Raw genomic sequence first — 22211 nt, 5'->3', positions numbered from 1 at the left:
TATGTATAAACTCATGTTGGCCGCTGCGGTAATCGCAGCGGCTCCAGTTCTGGAAGCGCAAGTCAGGGTCGAGGAATCTCGGCCCCTTGTCCGTACTGGGGTGGCGAATACCAACGCCCCTTCTGACGACGCGCAAAATATTCAGATGGAGCTGTTTTTCCAGCTGCAGGCTCTGCAGGAAGAAGTGCAGATGCTGCGTGGCATGGTGGAAGAACAGTCCCACGAAATTAATCGTCTCCAGCAGCAGCGGATGGACGACTATCTGGATTTGGATCGCCGGTTAAGTCTGTTGACCGAGGGTGCCAGAAGCAGCTCCCGGGGCGATGCCAACGGCTCTGCACAGCGCAGCGGCTCCTCCGCACCTTCACAAGGTTCGACGGCGGGCAGCAACGCGGAAACCGAAGCCTATCGTGCGGCCTATCAGCTGTTGCGGGACCGCAACGTTGATGAAGCCATTGAGGCTTTCAATGCCTATTTGGAGCGGTACCCCAAAGGCAATTTCGCGGGTAACAGTTACTATTGGCTGGGCGAGATCTTCCTGTTGAAGGATGATCTGGAAAAGTCTCAGGAGTGGTTCAGTCGGCTGTTGAAAGACTTCCCCCGTGATCGCAAAGTGTCTGACACCAAGTTCAAGCTGGGCACCGTCTACCACCGCATGGGCAATAACAGTCGCGCGCAAGAGTTGCTACAGGAAGTGGCTGGCGATGGCAGTGATGCCTCCCGCTTAGCAAGACGGTACTTGCAGGAAAACTTCTAACCTTTCAGGGCGCTTTCTAGAGCTCACGAGAAAGTGAGTGCTTTGGAGAGGTTAAGTTGTTTCGATAAGGGAAAGTGCTAAAAAAGAAGGGTGGGAGCCGGTTTCCCGGCCCCCAGATATCTATCCATTAAATCTTGTGCAGTCCCATGGGCGTCCTGCCCGCTCCATGACCACTACCGCTCCCCAGTCTTCACATCCATGGCTCTTCCTGACCCGACGGGAGAGGGCGCATCCATTGGCCGTCCTGGCCAGTGTACTCACTGTGTCACCTCCATGTGGTAAGTATTTTCCCCCACTACCAGGGAGTCGCCTAGTGGCGACTGTCCATTCTTTTTGTGAGACATTGACTACAAAAACCGTCGCAGGGCACCTCTGAACAACTCCTTGCGCCCTAGGCTAGCGGACGATTTTGTAGCAGGGCACGTAGGCACGCCCCGGCAATTTCATCCGATGTTGGGCGACAAAGGACGCCAGCAGTTCGTCCATGGGCTCCATAATGATCCTGTCGCCATGGATTTCAAAGTTGCCGTGCTCTTCAATGGCGCGTATACCCTCGTCTTTCACGTTGCCCGCAACAATGCCGGAGAAGGCGCGTCGCAGGTTGGCGGCGAGCACATGGGGCTCTTGATTCTGATGCAGCTCCAAGGCGCTCATATTCTCGTGGCTGGGGATAAACGGCTGCTGAAAGTCCGGGCTGATCTTCAACTGCCAGTTAAAATGGAAGGCATCATTGGTGTTTTTCCGAAATTCCCGCACTCGCGTGACGCCGTCCAGCATGGTTCGCGCGACCTGTGCTGGATCGTCAATAATAATCTTATAGCGGCTTTGAGCTTCTAGCCCCAGGGTTTGACCGATAAATTCGTTGATGCGGTTAAAATACTCGGCGCTGCTCGCAGGACCGGTGAAAACCAAGGGGAAGGGGATGTCCCGGTTGTCCGGGTGCAGCAATATGCCCAGAATGTACAGAATTTCTTCCGCCGTGCCCGCACCGCCCGGGAACACAACAATGCCGTGACCGGTGCGCACAAACGCCTCCAGGCGCTTTTCAATGTCGGGCATAATGATCAATTGATTCACGATCGGGTTAGGAGCCTCAGCGGCGATAATGCCCGGCTCACTGATGCCCAGATACCAGCCGTTGGGTATGCGTTGCTTGGCATGGCCGATGGTGGCGCCTTTCATGGGCCCTTTCATGGCGCCAGGGCCGCAGCCGGTACAAATGTCCAGGCCACGCAGGCCCATATGGTAGCCCACCACTTTGGTGTAGTCGTACTCTTCCCGGCTGATGGAGTGACCACCCCAGCACACTACGACGCGTGGCTCCACGCCCGAGCGTAACAGGTCCGCGTTGCGCAGCATGTGGAATACGGCGTCAGTGATGCCCTCCGTGGTATTCATGTCGAACTGCGGGTTGCCCTGTATTTCGGAACTCGCGTAGAGCACGTCGCGCAGTACGGTGAACAGATGTTCACTGATCCCGCGAATCATCTTTCCGTCCACAAAGGCGCTCGCCGGAGCGCCGCGAACGTCCAGCTTTATGCCTCTTTCCTGCTGTAAAATGCTGATGGAAAAATCTTGGTAGCGCTCCAGCAGCTCCTTACCGTCATCCAGGTAGTTGCCGCAATTCAATACCGCCAGGGCACAACTGCGAAAGAGGGTGTAGAGGCCACTCTGACTGGCGTCGAGCAGTTTCGCCACTTCGAGTTTGGACAGGACTTTGAGCTGGCCTACGGGCGAAATGATGGCGTCGGTGGTGGCGTAAGCGTCTTTATCCAGTGAGGCTACCTGCGAGGGTACCTGAGACGAATCTTGCTTCATAAATCATGGACCTTTCACGTTTATACTTGTCGGTGCGAAAGGAAAGGATACCCTGCGGTTTGAGACACGCTTTAAATACCTCCTTGTACGCTCCGCGTCGGCTTCCTGCCTCCGAGGGTCTCAAAACGCAGGGGATCCTTTCCTGATCGTTCAGTGGTATCAGTTCCCGATTATTCAGTGGTATCAGTTTCCGATTGTTCAGTAGTATAAGTGTAGCGGTTATGGCCCGAAAACGAACGGACTTTTATCGCCTTGGGTAGCGGGTATAATGGGCCGCTTCTTTCCATCCGCTTCAGTCTACTTGAGTTTCATTATGTCCTACTTGCCCTGTGTCGAAATCGAACCTTCTGAAAGTGCCAATGCCGCTGTTATTTGGTTGCACGGTCTGGGGGCCAGTGGCCACGATTTCGCGCCCCTGGTGCCACAGTTGACTCTGCCTTCCGAGCTCGCGGTGCGCTTTGTCCTCCCCCATGCGCCCAGCATACCGGTCACAGTTAACGGTGGCTACGTCATGCCCGCTTGGTACGACATCTACGCCATGACAACATTGCGAGAGGTGGATACGGATCGACTGCGTCAGTCGGCGCATGAGGTAGGAAAACTGATCGAGCGGGAAATTGAGCGCGGTATTGATAGTCGGCGCATTGTACTGGCTGGTTTCTCTCAAGGCGGGGCGGTGGTTTATCACGCCGCACTCACTCAAACGCGGCCTTTGGGCGGGCTGTTGGTGCTGTCCAGCTATTTGGCTACGGCGGATACGATGGAGCGTGATCCGGTCAATCAGTCATTGCCCGTGCTTATTCAACACGGTGTTCAGGATCCCGTCGTTCCGGAAATTTTGGGGCAGCAAGCGGCCGATCAGTTACGGGCCTGGCAATACCCCGTGCAGTATCAGCGCTACCCAGTGGAACACGGCGTATGCCCGCAACAAATACCGGTGATTAGCCGTTGGTTGGGGGAGTGCCTGACGCGGGCTTACGAATAATCGCTGCGTCTCATCCGTAAGCCCTGTTGCGGAGGATTATTTTAAAATCGCATCTATACGGGCCAGCTCTTCCGCAGAGAAGTCGAGATTGTCCAGCGCTGCCACCGAATCCTCAATCTGCGCTGGCCGGCTAGCGCCGATCAGTGCGCTGGACACCACTTCGTTATTCAGTACCCAGGCGAGCGCCATCTGGGCCAGGGACTGCCCCCGGGCTTCGGCCAGGTCGTGCAGCGCCTTGACCTTGGTCAGCAACTCTTCCCTGATGTCCTTCTCGTTGAAGTAAATTTGTTCTTGCCGTGCCGCGCGAGAGTTAGCCGGTACACCGCGCAAGTATTTGTCCGTAAGCAGCCCTTGGGAGAGCGGAGAAAATACAATTGCGCCCACGCCTTCCTCTTTGAGTACATCCGTGAGTCCGTCTTCAATCCAGCGGTCGAGCATGTTGTAGCGAGGCTGGTGAATCAGCAGCGGTGTGCCGAGTGATTTGAGAATAGCGATGGCTTCACGGGTTTGTTCCGCTCCGTAGTTCGAAATGCCTGCGTAAAGCGCACGTCCTGAGCGAACAATATAATCCAGCGCCTGCATGGTTTCTTCCAAAGGTGTGTCCGGATCCATGCAGTGAGAATAAAAAATATCGAAGTAGTCGAGCCCGGTGCGTTTCAAACTTTGATCGCAGCTGGCCACCAGATATTTGCGTGAACCGCCGATACCATAAGGACCGGGCCACATGTCGTAACCGGCTTTGCTGGTGATTATCAATTCATCGCGGTAGGGCGCAAGATCGCGCTTAAAAATTTCTCCAAACGTCGTTTCCGCAGAGCCGTAAGGAGGGCCATAGTTGTTGGCCAAATCAAATTGGGTGATGCCTAAATCAAAAGCGCATTGAACCATGGCGCGAGCGTTGGCTAAAGAATCCGTGCCGCCAAAGTTTTGCCACAACCCCAAGGACAGAGCGGGCAGGCGTATGCCGCTGGCGCCGCAGCGGGGATACGTCATGCGGGTGTAGCGGTCAGCGTTGGCTTGATAGGAAAGATTGGGATCTTGAGTGAGCATAGCGTTTCTCTTGTTATCGATGAGCAAAAGAGCGCTATGTTAACGCAGATACTGTGTTGGCACGACAGGGGGGCAGGAGAATATTGTGCTGCTGGACGCCGAGCAGAAAGTTACCCGGCGCCCTCAGAGACGTTTAGGGGCGCGCTGCCCAGACGTTACACCAACCAGCCCCTTTGACCTTTTTGCCGGGGAACAGGTTGCAGCCTACCCATTCGGCGTCCAGATCGCCTGTGGCGTGGATGCAATTATCGCAACGCTCATCTTCGATGGGCGTTTCCTCGGTGTATTGAAGCGCTTGAGCCTGAGGGTTGCTAGGATCAAGTCGTACTTCTTCTTCTGCAGAGAGAGTTTTGACCGGAATCAGAGAGGCGCCAGCGGTGACGGCAGAGAGACGCAAAAAATCACGGCGTTTCATAGATATTTCCTCAATCTAAAGGGAAAAGGACTTCGTACTGCATTAGCCGGTCGGACTTTAACATACTCGCTTAATGCTTGCACAAGAGCGTCGGGCGCGTGAGTCTTAACGCACTTGCGCTTAACCCTTTGTTGCACGAAAACCCTGTTGTATAGGGCCATCCAATGGGCTAACGTCTTACCTGATAGCCTGCTAACCATCGTCGTTCCTGTCTGGGGATGCGTATGACCGAGATTGCGGTATTGAATGGCGGATTGGATCATTTTGAGGCCAATGCGGCTGCCCGGCATCAGCGCCTAGAGTGGTTGCTGGGCGAGCTCGGCAATCGCTACGGTGCGCAAGCGAGAATTTCCGACGACGACGCCTTTCAGGTGGCGTTGAGTCAGCCACGTGCCACTTTGGAGTGTGCGCTGTTTATCCGTGCTGGATTGCTGGCAGTGAGTCCCAGCCGCAAGGAGCGCTGGGATGCGCGCATCTCCATGGCTTTGGGAGAGTCGGAGCCGGGTCGGGGGACGGAAGACGCTTACCGCGTCGCCAGTCACGGCCTGGAAGCTCTGGAGCGCGGCCACCTAACCTTTTATGCCAATCCCGAGCCTTTACGGTTGGCGGTCTCTTTGGCGACGGCCTTCGCCGACGATATTCTCAGCCATTGGACACCCAGCGAGGCAGAGGCCTATTTCGAGCATCTGCTCAAACCGGATGGGCATAAAGCCATCGCTCAGCGGCTCAACAAAAGTCGCCCCACCGTTACCAAAACCCTGCTGCGGGCCAGGTACAATCTTCTGGATCGCTACCGGCGGGACGCGCAGGCGCTGATGGCCCTTAGCCGGGTCTGAGGCCCGGAGACTCTCTCGGGCGAAGCGAGCCGGGCCGAGCGCCGGGGCTGGCTCCTCGCAACAGGTCGAGCAGAGCAACGGCTGCGCCCGCTGAAGAGGCGGGGTTTTGACCGGTCACCAGCTTGTTGTCGACGATGACGTGCTCTTCCCACTCCTCCGCTTTGGTGTACTGCCCGCCGTGGTGTTTGAGCTCCTCTTCCACCAGGAACGGCACGACCTCCGTCAATCCCACGGCCTCTTCCTCGGCGTTACTGAACCCGGTCACATGCTTGCCGCTGACCAGGGGGCGGCCGTCTGGCTGTTTGGCATGGCGCAAGGCGCCAGGGGCGTGGCACACCGCGCCGATGGGTTTGTTTTCGTGGTAGAAGTGCTCGATCATTTCTATGGATACCGGATCTTCCGCCAGATCCCACAAAGGACCGTGACCGCCGGGGTAGAAGATTGCGTCAAAGTCATCCGGGTCAAGGTCCCGGAGTTTACGTGTGGCGCCCAGCAGTGATTGAGCCTGTTGGTCCTTACGGAAACGGGAGGTGTCTTCACTTTGAGTTTCCGGGTTGTCGCTCATGGGGTCCAGGGGTGGTTGCCCGCCTTTAGGGGAGGCGAGCGTGACGGTGGCGCCGGCGTCGATAAATCGGTAATAGGGGGCCGCGAATTCCTCCAACCAGAAGCCGGTCTTCCGGCCGGTGTCGCCGAGCTGATCGTGGGATGTCAGTACCATCAAAATCTTCATGTGCCTTTCTCCTCCGAATGAATCCTGTTCGGAATTAGGCAGTGCGAGCTAGGGCGAGTTCAGGAAGTTGCGACGCTTTCGGGCATGGGGCTTTCTGACTCTATCGGCTTGCGTTTTTGCAGCATGCGCATTAACCAGTAGGCGGCAAAGGCCGCGAGTAAATGTTTTAGATTGTGGCCACTGATGAATTGTCCGGTGAGTTGGAAAATCGGCTCGTCCAAGTGTTCGGCGGCGACGGCGCTGAGGTAGATTGCCAGGGCGATGACGTAGTCGCCACCTCGGTCATAACGAGCGGGGAACAGCAGTAGGATGATCGGGATGAGTATCATTGGCCCCAATTGAACCAAAAGGTAAGGTGCCAAGTTGTCTTGGCCTTGCAGGTAAGTCCAATACCAATAACCGACGCTTGCCCATGCCAGGGCGATTAACACCGGCAGCAAGCGCAAGCCCAGTGTGTGGTTAATTCGTTCAATCAGCACGGCACTGAATAAGGCCATAAAGGCGAGTGCCATGGGCACTCGATCCCAGACTAGGCGAAAGTTATTGGGCTCCCAGTGGTAATAGGCGGAGCCAAAACCGGTTAGGATGATGCCAGTAAAAAACAGCAGCCAAGCTAGACGTTCGCCCCGAATAGCGCATTGACATTGTCCTTCCCACAGGGCCCGTAGCCCGACTATGCCTACCCATAAAAACGCCAGATTGGTGAGAACGTCGCCTATATGGGGGATGCCCAAAAACTGGCGTTGATCGGCCCAGATGTTGTAATCGGCAGGTTGTTGAATGGGCGGCACAGCGGCAGCGGCTAATATCAGCAGAGCGGCGAGACCGGCCACCACTCGGTAGGCGCACGCTGGCGGCGGGCCTGGATAGTTGGTTTTCATTCGCTTCCTCCATGATAACGAACGCGTCTAATTAGAGTTCGACGCGCGGGATGGCGCTTAACAATGCCTGGGTGTACGGGTGTTGAGGTTGCTGAAACAGCGTTTCGGTGCTGGCCAGCTCTACCAGTTGTCCCTGCTGCATTACCGCGACCCGATCGGCGATATAACGTACCACGGATAGGTCGTGGGAGATAAACAGCATGGTGAGGTCGTGTTTCTCGGTGAGTTTCAGCAGCAACTTGAGAATTTGCGCTTGGATGGTGACGTCCAAAGCGGACACTGGCTCATCGGCGATAATCAGTTTTGGTCGCGGCGCCAGAGCACGGGCAATGGCAATGCGTTGGCGTTGGCCGCCGGAGAATTCGTGTGGGTATTTGCGCGCTGAGGTGCGATCCAGCCCCACATCGTCCATCAGTTGATTGATTTGTTCGGTGAGCGTATCGCGCTTGGCGATGCCGTGAATCAGCAGCGGCTCGGCCAATGTGTCGAATACCGTCATACGCGGATTGAGAGAAGCGTAGGGATCTTGAAAAATCATCTGAAAGTCTCGGCGGGCCCGTTTTAGTTTGTTGGTGCCCAGTTGATACAGATCAACGCCGTCAATCAGCACTTCCCCGGATTGGCTTTCAATCAGCCGAATAATGCTGCGCCCGAGGGTGGATTTCCCCGAGCCGGATTCACCCACCAGCCCCAGAATTTCTCCGCGCCGTACGTCCAGAGTGATATCGTTTACCGCGTGCACTTGGGTGTGGCGATCAACAGAAAAGGACGTGCGCAAGTGGTTTACTTGTACCAACTGTTCCAGCTTTCGCGGTGCGCCCGAGGGGGGCTTGCTACTGGTAGGAATGGCATCAATCAACTTCTTAGTGTACGGGTGCTGGTGGCCTTTGAAGATTTGTTCAGGCGGCCCCTGTTCCACCACCACGCCTTTTTCCATTACCAGCATGTGGTCTGCCATATCCGCGGCTACGGCCAAGTCATGGGTAATAAAAATCACCGCCATGCCGTGGCTGGCCTGAATTTTTTTAATCAATTGCAGTATCTGCGCCTGCACCGTAACGTCCAGTGCAGTGGTGGGCTCGTCGGCGATTAAAATCTCGGGCTCGGTCATTAACGCCATGGCAATCATCACGCGCTGGCGCATGCCGCCGGAAAATTGATGCGGGTAATCGTCGATGCGTTGTTCCGGATTTTTTATACCCACTTCCCCCAGCGCAGCGATGGCCTTGGCGCGCGCTTCTTTCGCTGAAGCGGCCCGGTGACGGCGCAGCGGCTCCACCAACTGCGCACCCACTTTCATGTAGGGATTGAGCGACGTCATGGGGTCTTGAAAAATCATGCCGATGCGATTGCCGCGCACATTGCGCAATTGCTTTTCGCTCATACGCAGCAAGTCTTCTCCTTTCAGGCGTGCGCTGCCCGCCTCGACCTTACCGGGTGGCGACGGAATCAGGCCCAGCAGGCTGTGGCACGCCACCGACTTACCTGAGCCGGATTCACCCACGATACCCAAAACTTGACCGGGCTGGAGGCGGAAGCTCATATCGTCCACCGCCACGGTGGTGCCATTGCGGGTGTGGAAGCACACGCGCAGATTGTCTACCGCCAGCAAGTCCTGACTGCGCTCCTCATTCATGGCTTAATCCTTCGAGGCTCGTGGATCGAGGGCATCGCGCAAGCCATCGCCCAGGAAGTTCAACGCGAACAGAGTGACCGACAGGGTCAGAGCTGGAAAGATCAGCATCCAGGGGTAGTTTTCCATATTCTCCACGCCGTCAGAGATGAGAGATCCCCAAGAACTTTGCGGCGGCTGTATGCCCAGGCCTAAAAAGCTCAAAAAGGATTCCAGCAAAATAACGCTGGGAATGGTCAGGGTGGTGTACACGATGATGGGGCCAACCGCATTGGGGATCACATGCCGGCGAATGATTCGCCAGCGGGACAGGCCCATGGCGATGGCCGCTTCAATGTACTCCTGGCGTTTGATGGTCAGCACCTGGCCGCGCACGATGCGCGCCATGGTCAGCCATTCCACTGCACCGATGGCTAAAAACAGCAGCAGCATACTGGAGCCAAAAATGACCGTAAGCAGGATGATGAAAATGGCAAAGGGTAGGGCGTAGAGCACATCCACAATGCGCATCATGGCGTTGTCGACGCGCCCGCCCAAATAGCCAGCGGTTGCGCCCCAAAGCACGCCGATGCCCAGGGCCACCGCGGTGGCGACGAAGCCAACCATCAAAGAGACGCGCGTGCCGTAGAGGATGCGGGTGAGCTGATCCCGGCCCAGGGTGTCGGTACCGAGCCAGTGCTGCGCTGAGGGCGAGCTGGCGCCCAGCAAAAGGTTCTGATCCTGATACGCGTAAGGGGCGATCCAGGGGGTCAGCAGCGCCACCAGAATTAACAGCAACAGAAATCCGGCGCTGACCAGAGCGAGACGGTTTTTGAACAGCCGGTGCATGGCGTCCCGGGTCAGGGATGAACCTTCTTCCAGGACGGGTTCGGTCGCGGTTTGCTCAGTGATTCTCTGCATGGCTAGTGACCCGCCTCCTGACGCAACCGTGGATTGAGCCACACCAAAATAACGTCGGCGATCAGGTTAAACAGAATGATCAACCCGGCCAGGAACACCGTGGTACCCATGATCATGGTGTAATCGCGATTAAAGGCCGCTTGAATATAAAAGCGCCCCAGGCCGGGAATCTGAAAGATGGTTTCCACCACGAAAGAGCCGGCCAGCAAACCGGCCAGGGCTGGCCCCAGATAAGAGACCACCGGTGTGACGCCGCCGCGCAGGGCGTGCACCATCACGACTCGCCAGGTGGAAAGACCCTTTGCCCGCGCGGTGCGAATATAGTCCTGGGATAGCACTTCCAACATGCCGCCACGGGTAATTCGGGCGATATAAGCGGCGTAGGTGGAGCCGAGGGTAATGGCGGGTAGAATCTTGTCTCCGGGCGTCGAGCCCCAACCGGACACCGGTAACCAGCCCAACCAGATCCCAAAGATCAGCATGAGGATCGGCCCCAGAACAAAAGAGGGCAGGCAGATCCCCACCATGGCCGCCGACATGGGCACATAGTCTTGAAGGCTGTTCGGTCTCATGGCCGCGATAATCCCCGCCGGCATCCCCACTAGCAAGGCAAACAAAATGGCGTAGAGGCCCAGCTCCATGGTGACCGGAAAGCCCCTGGCGATCATTTCGTTCACGCTGCGGGTGGTGTAGCGGAAAGAGGGACCGAGGTCACCCCTAAGCAAATCCCCCAGGTAGTCAAAGTACTGGCGTACCACTGGCGCGTCCAGATTGTACTGGGCGTGCAGGTTGGCCATGACTTCCGGCGGCACGTTTCGCTCCTGATCAAACGGCCCCCCAGGGGCGAGCCGGATCAGGAAAAAGGTGATCGTGATGACCACCAACATGACCGGTATGGCCAGAGCAAGTCGCTTACACAAAAAACGCAACATGGCTTATGGCTGAGACTCCAGGTAGACCCCTTTGTAGTTGACGTGCTTCATAACATTGCTGTGCCAGCCGCGGACGGAGGGCGATACCAAGTGATTGTACTGATAGAAGTAAATGGGTGCGATGGGCGCTTCTTCAAGCAGTATGGCTTCGGCCTGCTGGAAGTATTCCATACGTTGCTCGGTATCCTCGGCGCGCGCCGCTCGACCAATTAACTCATCGTAACGCTCGTTCGACCAGCCGGTATCGTTGTTGCCGCCGTCGGAGAGAAACATATCCAGAAAGGTGTTCGGGTCATAATAATCGGCTACCCATCCGGAACGGGCGATGTGATAGTCACCGCCGCGCTTGCTCGCCAGATAGACGCGCCAGTCCTGATTGCGCAGGGTGACGTTGACGTTCAACTCCTGGCGCCACATTTGTTGAATGACCACCGCTATGCGCTCGTGAACGTCCAGGGTGTTATACAAAATGGTTAGAGTTGGAAAGCCCTGGCCATTTGGGTAACCAGCTTCGGCCAGCAATTCACGCGCTTTTTCGGGATTGTAGGGGACGCGCGCGCGCGCTTCGTAGCCGGCTCCTGGGGGCGTGAAGTGTTCAGCGGGCCGCTGGCCACCGCGCAACATTTGATCGGTAATCTGTTCCCGATTGATGGACAGACTCAGGGCTCGGCGCACACGCGGATCGCCCAGTGGTTCTACCCGGGTATTGAATTCGTAGTAATAGGTGGCGTAGTTGGCGAAGCTGCGCAAGGCGGGGTGCTCCTCGCTCTTATAACGGGGCACGCGCTCCTCTGCCAGGAGGTTGATGATATGCAATTGCCCGGCGCGAAACATGCGCTCTTCAGTGGCGGGTTGTTGCACCGGGTAGAAGTGGATCTCATTGAGTAATACCCGGTCCGCATCCCAGTAGTGAGGGTTTTTTTCCACCACCAGCACACGGTTGGGCTCCCAGGATTTCAGAGTAAAGGCACCGTTACCCACGAAGTTTTCCGGCCGGGTCCAGCGTGTGCCCCGTTGGTCCGGTCGCCCGAATTGTTCAATGGTAGGCGGATGCACGGGGTAGAAGCTGTGATGCTCCAGCAGCTCCAAAAAGTAGGGCACGGGGCTTTCCAATTCGATGCGCAGGGTGCGCTCGTCCACAGCGGTTACGCCCACTTCGTCGAAATCGCTAATGCGTTCCCGATGAAAGTCTTCGGCGTTTTTGATGCTGTACAGAGAATAGGCGTATTGATTGCCTAGGCCGGGCAAGAGCGCGCGTCGCCACGACCAGACAAAGTGTTCGGCGGTGATGGGGTCACCATTAGACCAGCGCGCTTCTTCGTTCAAGTAAAACGTATACACCAACCCGTCTTCGGAAATGTCCCAGGAGTGGGCTACGCCCGGCTCAATCTCCAGGGTTTCGGAGCTTTTGCTCACCAGGCCTTCAAACAGTGCCAGTTGGATTTGGCGTTCGGGAATACCCACAGTGGTGTGGGGGTCCACATCGGAAGGTTCATCACCGTTGCCCATATGGAGGATCTGCTGCTCGTTGCCGATTTCCACGGCGGTTCTCTGGCCGTCAGAGCAGGCGCTGAGCAATAAGGCGCCAGCGAGAGCGAGAATAAAGCGGGAGTAGCGTTGCAATGTCATGTATTACTTGTCCTCAAGTCTTCGAGCGAAGGCGTCAAAACTGTAGGGGCGCCCCAGGAAATCTTCCACCAAATCGGCGGCATCGCGGCTGCCGCCGGGGGCCAGGACTTTGTCCCGATAGCGTTGGGCCACTTCGGTGTTAAGCATGCCGTGCTCTTCAAACTCACTGAACATGTCCTGAGCGATCACCAGGGACCACATATAAGTGTAGTAAATCGCCGAGTAACCGTAGAGGTGACCGAAAGCGGTGTGGAAATAGGTGTCCTCCACGTAGGGGAAGGGCGAGTATTGTTCCTGCAGCTCACGAACGGTTTCGGTCAAGTCCAGGCCTTCCGGGTCACGGTTGTAGAGGTTGAGCGACAACGCGGCATAGAACATTTGGTGTTGAACGAACAGACCCCGGCCAAAATCGCGCCCGGCGTTCATTCTCTCCACCAATTCCACGGGGATGGTTTCGCCGCGCGCGTTGCGCGCAAACTTGGAGAGTGTCTCCGCGTCCCACACCCACTCCTCAAGCATCTGTGCGGGCGCTTCCACAAAATCCCACTCGGTGCGCACGCCGGACATGCTCAACCAACGCTGGTGACCACCAAAAATGGCGTGCAGCAAATGGCCGAACTCATGCAGGAAGGTTTTGACATCCGAATGCTCCATGTAGCCGGAGCTGCCTTCACCGCCCGGAAAGTTGCACACCAAAGATACGATGGGCAGCTGGTGACCCTTGACGCCACTTTGCATGGTGAAAGCGGCGGCGTGATTAAACTTGCCTTCGCGCGGGTGCATATCCAGGTAAAAACGGCCGATGACTTCGTCCCCATCCAGCATCTCGTAGGCGTGTACCGATTCGTGCCAGGTCTCTGTGTCCCAGGGAACGATGCGTACGTTGAATAAGGTTTCGGTCAGGTCAAAAATGCCCTGGCGAACACGGTCGTATTGAAAGTAAGAGCGGATTTCCCGGGAGTCGATATCGAACAGTTCCTGCTTGATTAACTCTTCCAGGTGGGTTTTTTGCCAGTCACCCACGACCTGCGCGGTGGGGTCAATCTCCTGCTGACGTGCGAGCAGGATTTCGTAATCGTAACGGGCTCTGGAATCGGCGATGGCGCTAATACGGTCGATAAACACCTGCGCATGTTCCGGCGTCTCGATCATTTTATCTTCGGTAACAAAATGAGCGTAGTGGCGGTAGCCGAGCAGGGTGGCCAGTTCGTGGCGGGCGGTGAGCAGCTCATGCAACACTTTGTCGTTTTGTGGGTAGCCCCGCTGGCGAAACAGCTTGTATAGCTCGTAACGTAGCTGGTCGTCTTCCGCGTACTGCATCACTGGGAAATAGTCGGGGTAATCGGTGGTAATTACTACGGTGCCATCTTCTTGGACGCGAGCGTCAATGTAGTCCTGAGGGAGGCCGGCGAGCCGGTCGGCTGACTCTACTTCCAGTTTACGGACATCCTCGCGGATATGGGCATTAAATTGCTGGCCAAGTTTATTGATTTCACCGTTTAACTCTCGAATGCGCTGCCGGGTCACTTCCGGGCGGTCGACACCGGCGCGTTGGAAACCGAGCAACATATCTTCAACGAAACGCTGATCTAGTGCGTCCAGGGCATCCAGATCCACTTCGTTCACACGTTGGTACAGCGGCCGGGACAAACCAATATCCGTACCCAGTGGCACAAGATTTTGCTGGCAGGTATCAGCGGCGGCGCGGACTTGAGGGTTGGGGTGAACATTGCGGTACAGGCTCGCGCTGCCGGCAATGCGGTTGGTCATGATATCCAGCTTATTGATCTGCTCCAGCAGCACAGCGTCGGTCATCGGCGTGGGGGACGTTTCCAGAGAGGCAAATTGCAACTGCGCCGCTTCTAAGTTCGCTTGGCACTGATCAATGTACGCTTGCGCATCCTCGTCCTCGAATTGAGGCCATTTGGGGTCTTCGGGGGCGTCAGGCTGAGCCGGTTGCTGCCCACAAGCCACCAATGTCAGGCAGGCTATGGCGACCCAGATGCCAGCCAGCTTGACGGGTCCTTGTTTTAGAGTGGATGCAGTTGCCATGTTTTTCCCCGTAGAGTCAGTTGTTGTGATGCTACCGAGTAGCCTGGAAAGAATGCCTTGCTAAAGTCCTCTTTCCTTCCGCTTCGATACGTTGTGATTCCGGTATTCTATGCGCGGCTTGTGGCCTTCACAAGGCAGGTTCCTGGAGTGGTGAGCGACGTTAAGCGTTTGTTTATGATGCCATAGGCCACTCGAAGTGCCCCGGAATGGCGGATTTTTTAGAAATTGTATCCGATGCCAAACGAGGCGTAATGCACCCAAGCGAAAGTATAAAGTTCATCATTGTCCGCCCCACCTTCGAGGGTTCGATAGCCGGCAGAAAGGTACCAGCTGTCATCCGGTAAGGTGTACTGAATTTTAAGCGAGGCATCAATTGCCCGGCCTTGCGAGGCCGCGGCGCCTTCAATATCGATAATCCATTGAGTCCGTTCGTTGACGTGATAGGCGCCATAGAAATGCAAAAGCGGGACCAAGCCAAGGTCATCGTCCTGCTCTCTCAAGCCGGCTTGACGCAGTTCGATCTTGGCGTCGCGAACCAGAAGCGCAGCGCCCAGCCCCAAATCCCACCGGCCCTCACGACGAAACATCCAGCGGTAGGTCAGGCGGTAGGTGTTGAAACGGTAGAGGCCGTCGGTGTGGGCGTCCGCCGAAAAGTTGGAGTCCTGAAAAACCACATCCTGGTCAAAACGGCCGGAACCGCTGATTTCCAGTGGCGCCAGATTAAGGCGCACGGAGTGGTTTTCGTCAAACTGGTAGTGTGCATATAAACGAACGTAAGGCTCGGGCCCACTACCAGTCAAATCCAGCAGATCAAAGCGAGTGCCTCCCTCATTGGGGATGCGCACGTCGTTGCGGCTAAACCAAGCCGGCCCCGTCTCTATTTCCAGGCTAAATTGATCGGTAAATGGCTCGGCCTGCGTCAGTGCGGGGGCCGCTGAGACTAGTAGGGCGCAAGAAAACGCTCGTCGACTGTTCATTGTTCCCTCTTCGCGTCTATCGCTTTGACAGAGGTCTATAGTCGCACTTTTTGCAGGAGGAAGTACACTTCTGAGTTCAGGCTGGCGCCCAGTAGCGGGAAGGGGCTGAACCAGCGCGCCTTGAGTTGAAAGCGCTGCTGTAGGAGTTGTTCGAGCCGTCGATAATCAAACCCGAGATGGTGCGGGTGGTAGGGTTTGCCCGGTGCTATTTCCGTGGTGGGCCGTTCGCTAGGCGCTCTACCGCGACAAGCCGACAGTATATTGCCGGGCCGGGCGTCGAAAGCGCCGTAGCGGCGCCCCATGCGAAACACACCTTTGAGCAGCGCTGGGAGAAACAGCTCGTGAGGGACGCCGATTACGGCAAGTCCTTCGGGTTTGAGTAGGCGATGTATTTCAGCAATGGCGTGCTCAGTTTGCTCGGGCGGAAGGTGCTCAAACACCTCCAGGCAGAATACGTAGTCGAAGTGATCCGTGGGCACTTTCTTCAAAGAGCGGGCGAAACTCACCGTTTCTAGATCGGCAAGATGGCTCTTGGCTTCTTTCATTAGCGCCGGGGTGGGTTCGAACACCGTCGCCTCAAGCGGCTGCAATTCGGACAACTGCCGAATAAGCTCGCCGTTGCCCGCGCCATAATCCATAACCTTTAAGGGTGCTGCTGCCTCGGAGTGCTTACGAAACACCTTAAGGGCATCGGCAAAGCGGCGTCGTTGAAGCCAGCGTTTAAAGGCGTTTTGATCGCGGGTAGTAAGATCGGCGTAAGACATAACATCCAACAGTGAGCATTCAGGACCCAGCTCAGCAGAGCTGGTCGACGCGAAGGACTATAGGGTATTTGCCCGTAAATCGGAAGAAAAGATGCCTAGCGTTTCCAAACTCGTTTTAAGGCCTCCCCTTCCTGGGTATTGAACCGCTGTCATTGTTTTCACTCGTCAGCGTTTGGAGCTGTGCGCGTGAGATTCAGTTCATCCAGCAACCAAGGGTCGTCAAAGTGGCGCCGCCCCACAAACGCAATGGCGTGGGTGCCGTGTATGCGCAGAGCACCGGTATTGGCCACGCCCATTGGCCAGTACAGGTACCGCTCCGGGCGGCTGGATTCTGGAATCAGCCCCTCCGCATCAAAAGGGCTGTGATAGCCGCCACGGCTGTCGGGCAGCGCGCGCAGCTCGTTATACTCCCTCAATGCCAGCGCGCGGCTACGGCTCTGGGGTGACCGTTCACTGACTCCCAACAGGCTATGGGTATTCGCCTCAAGCCACAGGGTGTGTGCCGAGTGCGGCTCAAGGCTGGTGCCCAGGTAAAAAGGCTCTTGGAGAAAAGGCAGATCTGGCAGGGCCTGGAAGCCCGCCGCGGGGTAGAACTGGTACCAGCAACCGCACAAATGCATCTTGTCGTAGCCCAGCACCTCACCCTGGTCGGTCAAATGTACGCGCCAAGTCACGCCGTTAAATTGGCCTGCCAGTAAATCCAGGCGGTGTGTCGGACGGCGTTCGGAGAACCACACGCTGTAGCTCAGAAGGGTGGTTACGCCATTTTGATAGCGGCCATGATTGATCTCGGTATAAAGAGTCGGACGGGAATGATCGCCGCTGATCTGCCCTTCAGTTGACGCAGTGAGTAAAAGCGGTCGATCGTTGCTCGCCAAGCCGTCCGGTCCCGCCTCCTCAATGGCCAAAGAGGGTGCGAAGGCTTCCAGTAGCAGCCGGCGGGTTGGTCCGTCGAGCTCAGGGATTCCCAAAGCATCAGACTCGCTTCTGCGCAGCGCTTCCAGCGCACGAGGGATGTTATTTGCCGCACCCGGGGCTGCAAAGCGCTGCCAGTTTTCCAGGGCTTCTTCGTCTTGCAGCAACTGTTGATGGCGCTCTTGGCTGTTCGCTATGTCCCGGTGCTCGCGCACCACGCCCCAGCGAAAGGGTAAGGCCACTACGGGGTAGAGCCCCAGAAAACGTTTCCACGTCTGATAATGATCCTGTGCTTCCAACGCTGAGATACGCGGACTTTCGGTAAGGTGTTGCACCAAATGTTGGCCACAGTCGGTCAGCGTTTGCGTGATGTCGTCGTTTCGATTTGGCCAATAATCACGCAGCGCCTCCTGTTGTGATGTTGGCAACCGGTGCCATTCTTTGGTTAATCCCTGGTTGGCCAAAACATTGAGGTGGCCTAGCCAGCTCGCGTAGGCTTCCGGACTTAATGTGTCCGGTTCAAAGCTGGCCAAAAAGCGTGACACTCGCAAGTAGGGCGCACCGGAAACCCGTTGCGCCCTGGCGTCAATGACTTGCGCCTCCTGGGCGGCGTTATCCAAGTGTCGGTAAAAGCTTTCGCAGGCCGCGAGCGGTGTGTTGTGTTCGGAAATGGGTGGGGTTTGAACCACTGGGCCAGCACAGGCCGTGATTCCCAGGCTGGCGCCAACAAGCAATGCCCGCCAGTAACAGCGGGTATTGCTTGTGTGGTTTTCGGCTACCGCCGTGGCAGAGGCTGAGTTGATCATCCTAATGAGTGTGATCTATGACGGTGTAAAGTTCAAACACCGTCATCCACCCCTGCACCTGAGGTTTATTGTCTCAATGCAGTTTGGGTGGTTGTGTCCGGCTTTAAATGCACTAGCACGCGGTTATTCTGGCGGGCCGCTTCGTTCCAGTCTCTGGCGGGTGTGCGAGCATCCATTACGGGGTATGCCTCAAACGTTTCACTCACGGGCAAAATGGTGACGGTAATGCGCCGCTCATCCACCGCCGTCAATTCCGACAGTGCAGAGCGCAATCGTTGGGCCTTACTCTGGGTGGCTTTGGCACCGTACAGCTCACTCATCAACATGCAGTCACGCATTTGGGCTCCACTGTGCGGCAGTCGAGGCTTACCACTTAAGTTAGTAACCACGCAAAAGTCGCCACCGCTGACTTGCAATTCAATCGTTCCCTGAAAGTGCCTGTGCGCCAAGCGGGATGCCAGTTCGTCCAGTCGTTTGGTCAGCATCGGGTCCAGACCTTCGGCATGAAAGTCCTGAATACTGCTTTGATTAAAGGCCCAGGATAACTCCGGTAGTAAATCCATACTGCGATCCGCTTCGACCATGGCGGGCATCTGCACGAAAGCTTGAGAGCTTGGCCGAGCGGAGAACCCTGCCTCACTACTCAGCGCATGCTCGTTCCGAGCGCTGTCTCTCGAATCGGTATATTGCCTGATTTCTTCTTGAACCATGGCGGCCACTCGGTCAACTTTTTGGTAAATTTCCGGTGCCCAATACAAGGATGCGCCCACCGCGGACAGTAATAAAACAGTGGCCATCGCCGACCAATAGCGTCCGGCTCTTTTCTTGGCGCGGGGTTGAGGGTTAGGGGCCGCCGGTGGGGCCGCGACGCGTTGATGTTTCAGTTCAGCGACTTCTCCCAATACCTTGCGCAAGCCATGCCGAACGGCCTGAATTTCACGAACCAGGCGCGAGGTAACCATGCGGCGGTTGTCTTCGATTGCCCGTTCAAGTTCCCGCAGACGTAGTTCAACAGAAAGTAGATCGTCACCGCTGCTCAGCGTTGCAGCCGTTGGTGGCGCCTGTTCGGGAACCGGCGCTGGCGCCAATTCTCTCTCTGGCCGCTCGTCTGGAAAAATCTGGATTGAAGCTAAGACGGCACGCAATTCATCAGCGTTAATGCTGTCTTTGTTGAGAATATCCAAGGCGCCCAGCGATCGAGCCTCACTTGCGTAGACGTCGCCGGTTTTTGAGGTGTACATAATGACCGGAATACGGGCAGTGACCGGGTGAGATTTAATGATTTGCAGGGCACGAAATCCGTCTAAGCCCGGCATCATATGGTCTAAGAACACAACATCAGGCACGTTGCTGGACAAGTAACTCAAGGCGGCTTCCGCTGAGTCCACGGCGACAATTGTAAGATCGTATTCGCGCAGTAGCTTTTTTAAACGGAATTGTGCGGTTTTCGAATCGTCAACAATAAGAGCGCGTTTCGTTGCCATAGTGTCTACTTCCCCGGATGAACGATTGGGATGGACCCGTGTTAGCCAAGCCTCCTCTAAAAAACGAGGTGCATCTCAATCGGTTAGCGTTGAAAGTTCGGCTGCTCTCTGAAAAGAGCCTGCAGCCGAGTGAAACGTCAGATGTCCAGCCGGACCTGTGCGGAAGAAAGGAACTCCGTAACTTCCTCAGCGTTTGCACCGTCGGGATACTGGATGACGTATTGTTGCGCCGATTGCTTCACGGCCTGAAGGGACTCCACTTTCGTTACCGGGTCCTCGGCTTCTTCGTATTGCTGCCAAAGATAGGAGATATGCTCAAAGTGCTCCCTGGCCTCTTGGATGACAATGCGCTTCTGCCATTGAGCGTGCAAGCTGGATAGCTCGGCATCTTCAGGCGCACCGCGAACAATGCTGGCAAGGGTGTGTTCTGCCGACACAGGGTTGAGCGATTCGTCGGAATAGATCTCTTTAATGGACGCTTTCGTGTCGGTAAGGGATACGCCAAAAACATTGCTTCGGCAGCAGCCGGTATCAAGCACCACAAAGGTGTGAGCATGGCTGGAGATTTCGTATTGTAGAAGGTATTTTCCATCGGCCAGCTTGTCGATGTGGGCGGGCATCAGCCGTTGTCCAGCGGCCGGGGACTTTATGCTGCGCAATTCAGCGTCGGACCAATAGGGAGAAAAATCCGACTGATAGACGATGAACTCAACGGTTCTATTCGCCTCAACTTGCGGCATATGCATTAAAAAACGACCAAAATCGTAGTTCAGGCCGTTGATGCCCCCGATAGGCCGCACCGGGATTAATCCTTCTGGGGTTTTGACGTAAACACCTTGGGAAAGGGTTTCTGTGTCGGCGTTGGCAATTGTGGCGCAAAGGCCGAGCACAAACATAAGAGTTGCTCGACGGAGTGCCATTAGCGTTGAGTGTAAAGACGGCATACGAAACTCCCTGTCTATCATCCATTTGTTCTGTACTGCTGTGTAGTAATTCTACGCAGTCATTCGCAGTTGTCATTCTAGTGGCACTGGCGAGTGCAATTGTTGATCTGGTTCCTATTTGAGCAGGTGGCGATCTGATGATTCACCGACAAAACGTTGAGTAGTCATGGTTAGTTGCTGACGCAAATGGGCTGACATCATATAGCCAAACAAACAGCTAAGGCAATACGCAGGAGTGCTTCGTACTGTTGGGTTTGAAGACGATCTCGAAGCGGCGCCGCGCGCAATGGCGCGCTTAGCGAATGTACCCAAATTGGCGCGACGCGCGTCTATGTGGCGGGGATGTGAAACAAGTCACGGAGCGGGAAAAACTATTGGTTTCTACAGTTACGGTCCTCTGATTTGTTACCAAGAGTCTAGGCGTACGTCGTTACCATCGAGAATGACGTCCAGTTTTACATTGCGGTTCATTACTTCGACTTCTGTGTCTACGGGTTCTGGCAGAGTGCCCCCTGAGATGGTGACTTGGTGTATGGCATTGCCAGGTACTTGCACGGCATAGATACCACTTTGATAGGCTCGATGTGCTGTACCGTTTACGGTGATCACCACGTTCTCCATGCCTTCGCCCACATCATAAATATCGTTGCCGTTGTCGTCAGTAAAGATTACGCCGGTAATGAAGTGACGGTCCCTCTGCCGGGCGTACTTTTGAGTCAACATGGACGACGTTAAGGTGCCTTCCTCGAAGGTGTAATCACCCAGCTCGCGCCCGATGCCCACTTCTTTGAAGGCTTCGGCAAACATGGTAGTGCGGTGACTGGGAGAGGCGAACAGGTGAGCGTGATGCGTTTCGATTACCTGAATGGTGTCTAGGTTCGTGCGCCCGGTAACGGTAATATTTTCGCCACTGGCGTCTGGGGTTCCATACTCGGTTTGAGCAATGCGCTGTTGCGGCGAACTTCCATTGGCACCAGTGTGACTGAAGGTGTTGGTTTCCAGCATCCACTCGCTGTGTTCCCGTGCGGCCACCATTAAGTGTGGGTTAAACGCCAGGGGCTCTTTTTGAGTGGCGACAATGGTGTCTGGTTCAAGCCCGTTGTTGAGATCGTTTACCTGAGGGTGTCGATCCACTTCGGCGACCGGGTCCCGGCGGGCGCGATTGATCAGCTCAATGACACGCACCTCTTCCGCTGAAGGTTGCGGGGTAGGGGGTGCGTCCACTGGTGTGGCGTTAACGCTGTAGCCGGGGGACGATTCTTCGCCATCCACCACGGCGGTGATCAGAAAGTAGTAGGTGATGTTGTTGGTCAGGCCGGTGACCGTATAGGGAGAGTTAACATCGGCGAGCCAATCGCCGTTTTGATAAGCGTGTATGTTTTCGATATCTGAGATCGGCTCGCTGGCGTAGTAAAGGTAGTACGCCTCGGCATCTTCAACGGCGTCCCAGCGCAGGGTAACCGATTGGTTGGTCACTTCAGTAACGGCAACCTGCCTTGGTATTGTGCCGTCATTGACCGGCTGATCGGGTTGCTGCGAGGTGCTACCGCCGCAGGCGATCACAACAGTGAAACAAACGCTGACTAGCATTACATGGGATCTGCGCATGAGAAAGCCCTCCTGTTTGGCTTCCCGCGTTGCCACGATTAGGTTTCCATCGGCCGGCAAAGCGGTTCCGATTTACGAACGGCAGCCGTATCCTC

At 55.9% G+C, this 22211-nt stretch carries 19 protein-coding genes; 3 read left to right on the top strand and 16 right to left on the bottom strand.

The genetic code is table 11. The features are described 5' to 3' along the window. The first annotated feature begins 1 nt into the window (after position 1). Complete coding sequence (locus RBH33_RS14365; protein ID WP_306732906.1) at positions 2 to 757, top strand: YbgF trimerization domain-containing protein; 756 nt, start codon at positions 2 to 4, stop codon at positions 755 to 757. 396 nt (positions 758 to 1153) lie between these two features. Here the strand turns inward: RBH33_RS14365 and ppnN are convergent, their stop codons facing one another. Then, the gene (gene ppnN, locus RBH33_RS14360; protein ID WP_306732905.1) at positions 1154 to 2575 is read right to left on the bottom strand and encodes a nucleotide 5'-monophosphate nucleosidase PpnN; all 1422 of its coding nucleotides are present in this window, start codon (positions 2573 to 2575) and stop codon (positions 1154 to 1156) included. Positions 2576 to 2888: 313 nt separating this feature from the next. Between ppnN and RBH33_RS14355 the strand changes: the two genes are divergently transcribed. After that, entirely contained in the window at positions 2889 to 3560 is a 672-nt protein-coding gene (locus RBH33_RS14355) for an alpha/beta hydrolase (protein WP_306732904.1), read from the top strand. Positions 3561 to 3596: 36 nt separating this feature from the next. Here the strand turns inward: RBH33_RS14355 and mgrA are convergent, their stop codons facing one another. Then, positions 3597 to 4610: an L-glyceraldehyde 3-phosphate reductase gene (mgrA, locus tag RBH33_RS14350; protein ID WP_306732903.1), complete on the bottom strand. Its 1014-nt coding sequence runs from the start codon at positions 4608 to 4610 to the stop codon at positions 3597 to 3599. Positions 4611 to 4743: 133 nt separating this feature from the next. Continuing rightward, a complete protein-coding gene (locus RBH33_RS14345) occupies positions 4744 to 5025 on the bottom strand; it encodes a high-potential iron-sulfur protein (protein WP_306732902.1) in 282 nt (93 codons plus the stop codon). A gap of 224 nt (positions 5026 to 5249) precedes the next feature. Here RBH33_RS14345 and RBH33_RS14340 point away from each other — a divergent pair, with 224 nt between their 5' ends. After that, positions 5250 to 5861 carry a hypothetical protein gene (locus RBH33_RS14340; RefSeq protein WP_306732901.1) on the top strand — a complete coding sequence of 204 codons (612 nt, stop codon included), beginning with the start codon at positions 5250 to 5252 and terminating at the stop codon, positions 5859 to 5861. Here the strand turns inward: RBH33_RS14340 and RBH33_RS14335 are convergent. The 13 genes from RBH33_RS14335 to RBH33_RS14275 all read right to left on the bottom strand — a co-directional run bounded on the left by RBH33_RS14335 (position 5848) and on the right by RBH33_RS14275 (position 22116). Next, the gene (locus RBH33_RS14335) at positions 5848 to 6591 is read right to left on the bottom strand and encodes a type 1 glutamine amidotransferase domain-containing protein (protein WP_306732900.1); all 744 of its coding nucleotides are present in this window, start codon (positions 6589 to 6591) and stop codon (positions 5848 to 5850) included. The genes RBH33_RS14340 and RBH33_RS14335 overlap by 14 nt on opposite strands. A 59-nt stretch (positions 6592 to 6650) precedes the next feature. After that, positions 6651 to 7472, bottom strand: coding sequence for a hypothetical protein (locus tag RBH33_RS14330; RefSeq protein ID WP_306732899.1), 822 nt, complete (start codon positions 7470 to 7472; stop codon positions 6651 to 6653). 31 nt (positions 7473 to 7503) lie between these two features. Then, the gene (locus RBH33_RS14325) at positions 7504 to 9108 is read right to left on the bottom strand and encodes an ABC transporter ATP-binding protein (RefSeq protein ID WP_306732898.1); all 1605 of its coding nucleotides are present in this window, start codon (positions 9106 to 9108) and stop codon (positions 7504 to 7506) included. Positions 9109 to 9111: 3 nt separating this feature from the next. Next, the gene (locus tag RBH33_RS14320; RefSeq protein WP_306732897.1) at positions 9112 to 10005 is read right to left on the bottom strand and encodes an ABC transporter permease; all 894 of its coding nucleotides are present in this window, start codon (positions 10003 to 10005) and stop codon (positions 9112 to 9114) included. A gap of 2 nt (positions 10006 to 10007) precedes the next feature. Next, complete coding sequence (locus RBH33_RS14315) at positions 10008 to 10937, bottom strand: ABC transporter permease (protein WP_306732896.1); 930 nt, start codon at positions 10935 to 10937, stop codon at positions 10008 to 10010. Positions 10938 to 10940: 3 nt separating this feature from the next. Next, positions 10941 to 12566, bottom strand: coding sequence for a peptide ABC transporter substrate-binding protein (locus RBH33_RS14310; protein ID WP_306732895.1), 1626 nt, complete (start codon positions 12564 to 12566; stop codon positions 10941 to 10943). Positions 12567 to 12569: 3 nt separating this feature from the next. Beyond that, the gene (locus RBH33_RS14305) at positions 12570 to 14618 is read right to left on the bottom strand and encodes a M3 family metallopeptidase (protein ID WP_306732894.1); all 2049 of its coding nucleotides are present in this window, start codon (positions 14616 to 14618) and stop codon (positions 12570 to 12572) included. Between the two features lie 218 nt (positions 14619 to 14836). Further along, positions 14837 to 15595, bottom strand: a complete 759-nt coding sequence (locus RBH33_RS14300) for a hypothetical protein (RefSeq protein WP_306732893.1) — start codon at positions 15593 to 15595, stop codon at positions 14837 to 14839. A 35-nt stretch (positions 15596 to 15630) separates the two neighbouring features. Beyond that, positions 15631 to 16359, bottom strand: a complete 729-nt coding sequence (locus tag RBH33_RS14295; RefSeq protein WP_306732892.1) for a class I SAM-dependent methyltransferase — start codon at positions 16357 to 16359, stop codon at positions 15631 to 15633. A 158-nt stretch (positions 16360 to 16517) separates the two neighbouring features. Continuing rightward, positions 16518 to 18080: a hypothetical protein gene (locus RBH33_RS14290; RefSeq protein ID WP_306732891.1), complete on the bottom strand. Its 1563-nt coding sequence runs from the start codon at positions 18078 to 18080 to the stop codon at positions 16518 to 16520. Positions 18081 to 18145: 65 nt separating this feature from the next. After that, complete coding sequence (locus RBH33_RS14285) at positions 18146 to 19564, bottom strand: response regulator (protein WP_306732890.1); 1419 nt, start codon at positions 19562 to 19564, stop codon at positions 18146 to 18148. 137 nt (positions 19565 to 19701) lie between these two features. Beyond that, the gene (locus RBH33_RS14280) at positions 19702 to 20508 is read right to left on the bottom strand and encodes a hypothetical protein (RefSeq protein WP_306732889.1); all 807 of its coding nucleotides are present in this window, start codon (positions 20506 to 20508) and stop codon (positions 19702 to 19704) included. 405 nt (positions 20509 to 20913) lie between these two features. Further along, the gene (locus RBH33_RS14275) at positions 20914 to 22116 is read right to left on the bottom strand and encodes a CAP domain-containing protein (RefSeq protein ID WP_306732888.1); all 1203 of its coding nucleotides are present in this window, start codon (positions 22114 to 22116) and stop codon (positions 20914 to 20916) included. Between the last annotated feature and the right edge of the window lie 95 nt (positions 22117 to 22211).

The organism is Marinimicrobium hydrolyticum (assembly GCF_030848505.1).
Taxonomy (GTDB): domain Bacteria; phylum Pseudomonadota; class Gammaproteobacteria; order Pseudomonadales; family Cellvibrionaceae; genus JAVDDU01.
This window is presented reverse-complemented; position numbering and strand designations above follow the sequence as displayed.

Bases quoted from the DNA above. Each gene is read 5' to 3' on its own strand.
- mgrA (WP_306732903.1), bottom strand. From the start codon at position 4,610: ATGCTCACTCAAGATCCCAATCTTTCCTATCAAGCCAACGCTGACCGC.
- RBH33_RS14295 (WP_306732892.1), bottom strand. From the start codon at position 16,359: ATGTCTTACGCCGATCTTACTACCCGCGATCAAAACGCCTTTAAACGC.
- RBH33_RS14355 (WP_306732904.1), top strand. From the start codon at position 2,889: ATGTCCTACTTGCCCTGTGTCGAAATCGAACCTTCTGAAAGTGCCAAT.
- RBH33_RS14340 (WP_306732901.1), top strand. From the start codon at position 5,250: ATGACCGAGATTGCGGTATTGAATGGCGGATTGGATCATTTTGAGGCC.
- ppnN (WP_306732905.1), bottom strand. From the start codon at position 2,575: ATGAAGCAAGATTCGTCTCAGGTACCCTCGCAGGTAGCCTCACTGGAT.
- RBH33_RS14345 (WP_306732902.1), bottom strand. From the start codon at position 5,025: ATGAAACGCCGTGATTTTTTGCGTCTCTCTGCCGTCACCGCTGGCGCC.
- RBH33_RS14310 (WP_306732895.1), bottom strand. From the start codon at position 12,566: ATGACATTGCAACGCTACTCCCGCTTTATTCTCGCTCTCGCTGGCGCC.
- RBH33_RS14280 (WP_306732889.1), bottom strand. From the start codon at position 20,508: ATGCCGTCTTTACACTCAACGCTAATGGCACTCCGTCGAGCAACTCTT.
- RBH33_RS14285 (WP_306732890.1), bottom strand. From the start codon at position 19,564: ATGGCAACGAAACGCGCTCTTATTGTTGACGATTCGAAAACCGCACAA.
- RBH33_RS14365 (WP_306732906.1), top strand. From the start codon at position 2: ATGTATAAACTCATGTTGGCCGCTGCGGTAATCGCAGCGGCTCCAGTT.
- RBH33_RS14325 (WP_306732898.1), bottom strand. From the start codon at position 9,108: ATGAATGAGGAGCGCAGTCAGGACTTGCTGGCGGTAGACAATCTGCGC.
- RBH33_RS14305 (WP_306732894.1), bottom strand. From the start codon at position 14,618: ATGGCAACTGCATCCACTCTAAAACAAGGACCCGTCAAGCTGGCTGGC.
- RBH33_RS14300 (WP_306732893.1), bottom strand. From the start codon at position 15,595: ATGAACAGTCGACGAGCGTTTTCTTGCGCCCTACTAGTCTCAGCGGCC.
- RBH33_RS14320 (WP_306732897.1), bottom strand. From the start codon at position 10,005: ATGCAGAGAATCACTGAGCAAACCGCGACCGAACCCGTCCTGGAAGAA.
- RBH33_RS14290 (WP_306732891.1), bottom strand. From the start codon at position 18,080: ATGATCAACTCAGCCTCTGCCACGGCGGTAGCCGAAAACCACACAAGC.
- RBH33_RS14335 (WP_306732900.1), bottom strand. From the start codon at position 6,591: ATGAAGATTTTGATGGTACTGACATCCCACGATCAGCTCGGCGACACC.
- RBH33_RS14330 (WP_306732899.1), bottom strand. From the start codon at position 7,472: ATGAAAACCAACTATCCAGGCCCGCCGCCAGCGTGCGCCTACCGAGTG.
- RBH33_RS14275 (WP_306732888.1), bottom strand. From the start codon at position 22,116: ATGCGCAGATCCCATGTAATGCTAGTCAGCGTTTGTTTCACTGTTGTG.
- RBH33_RS14315 (WP_306732896.1), bottom strand. From the start codon at position 10,937: ATGTTGCGTTTTTTGTGTAAGCGACTTGCTCTGGCCATACCGGTCATG.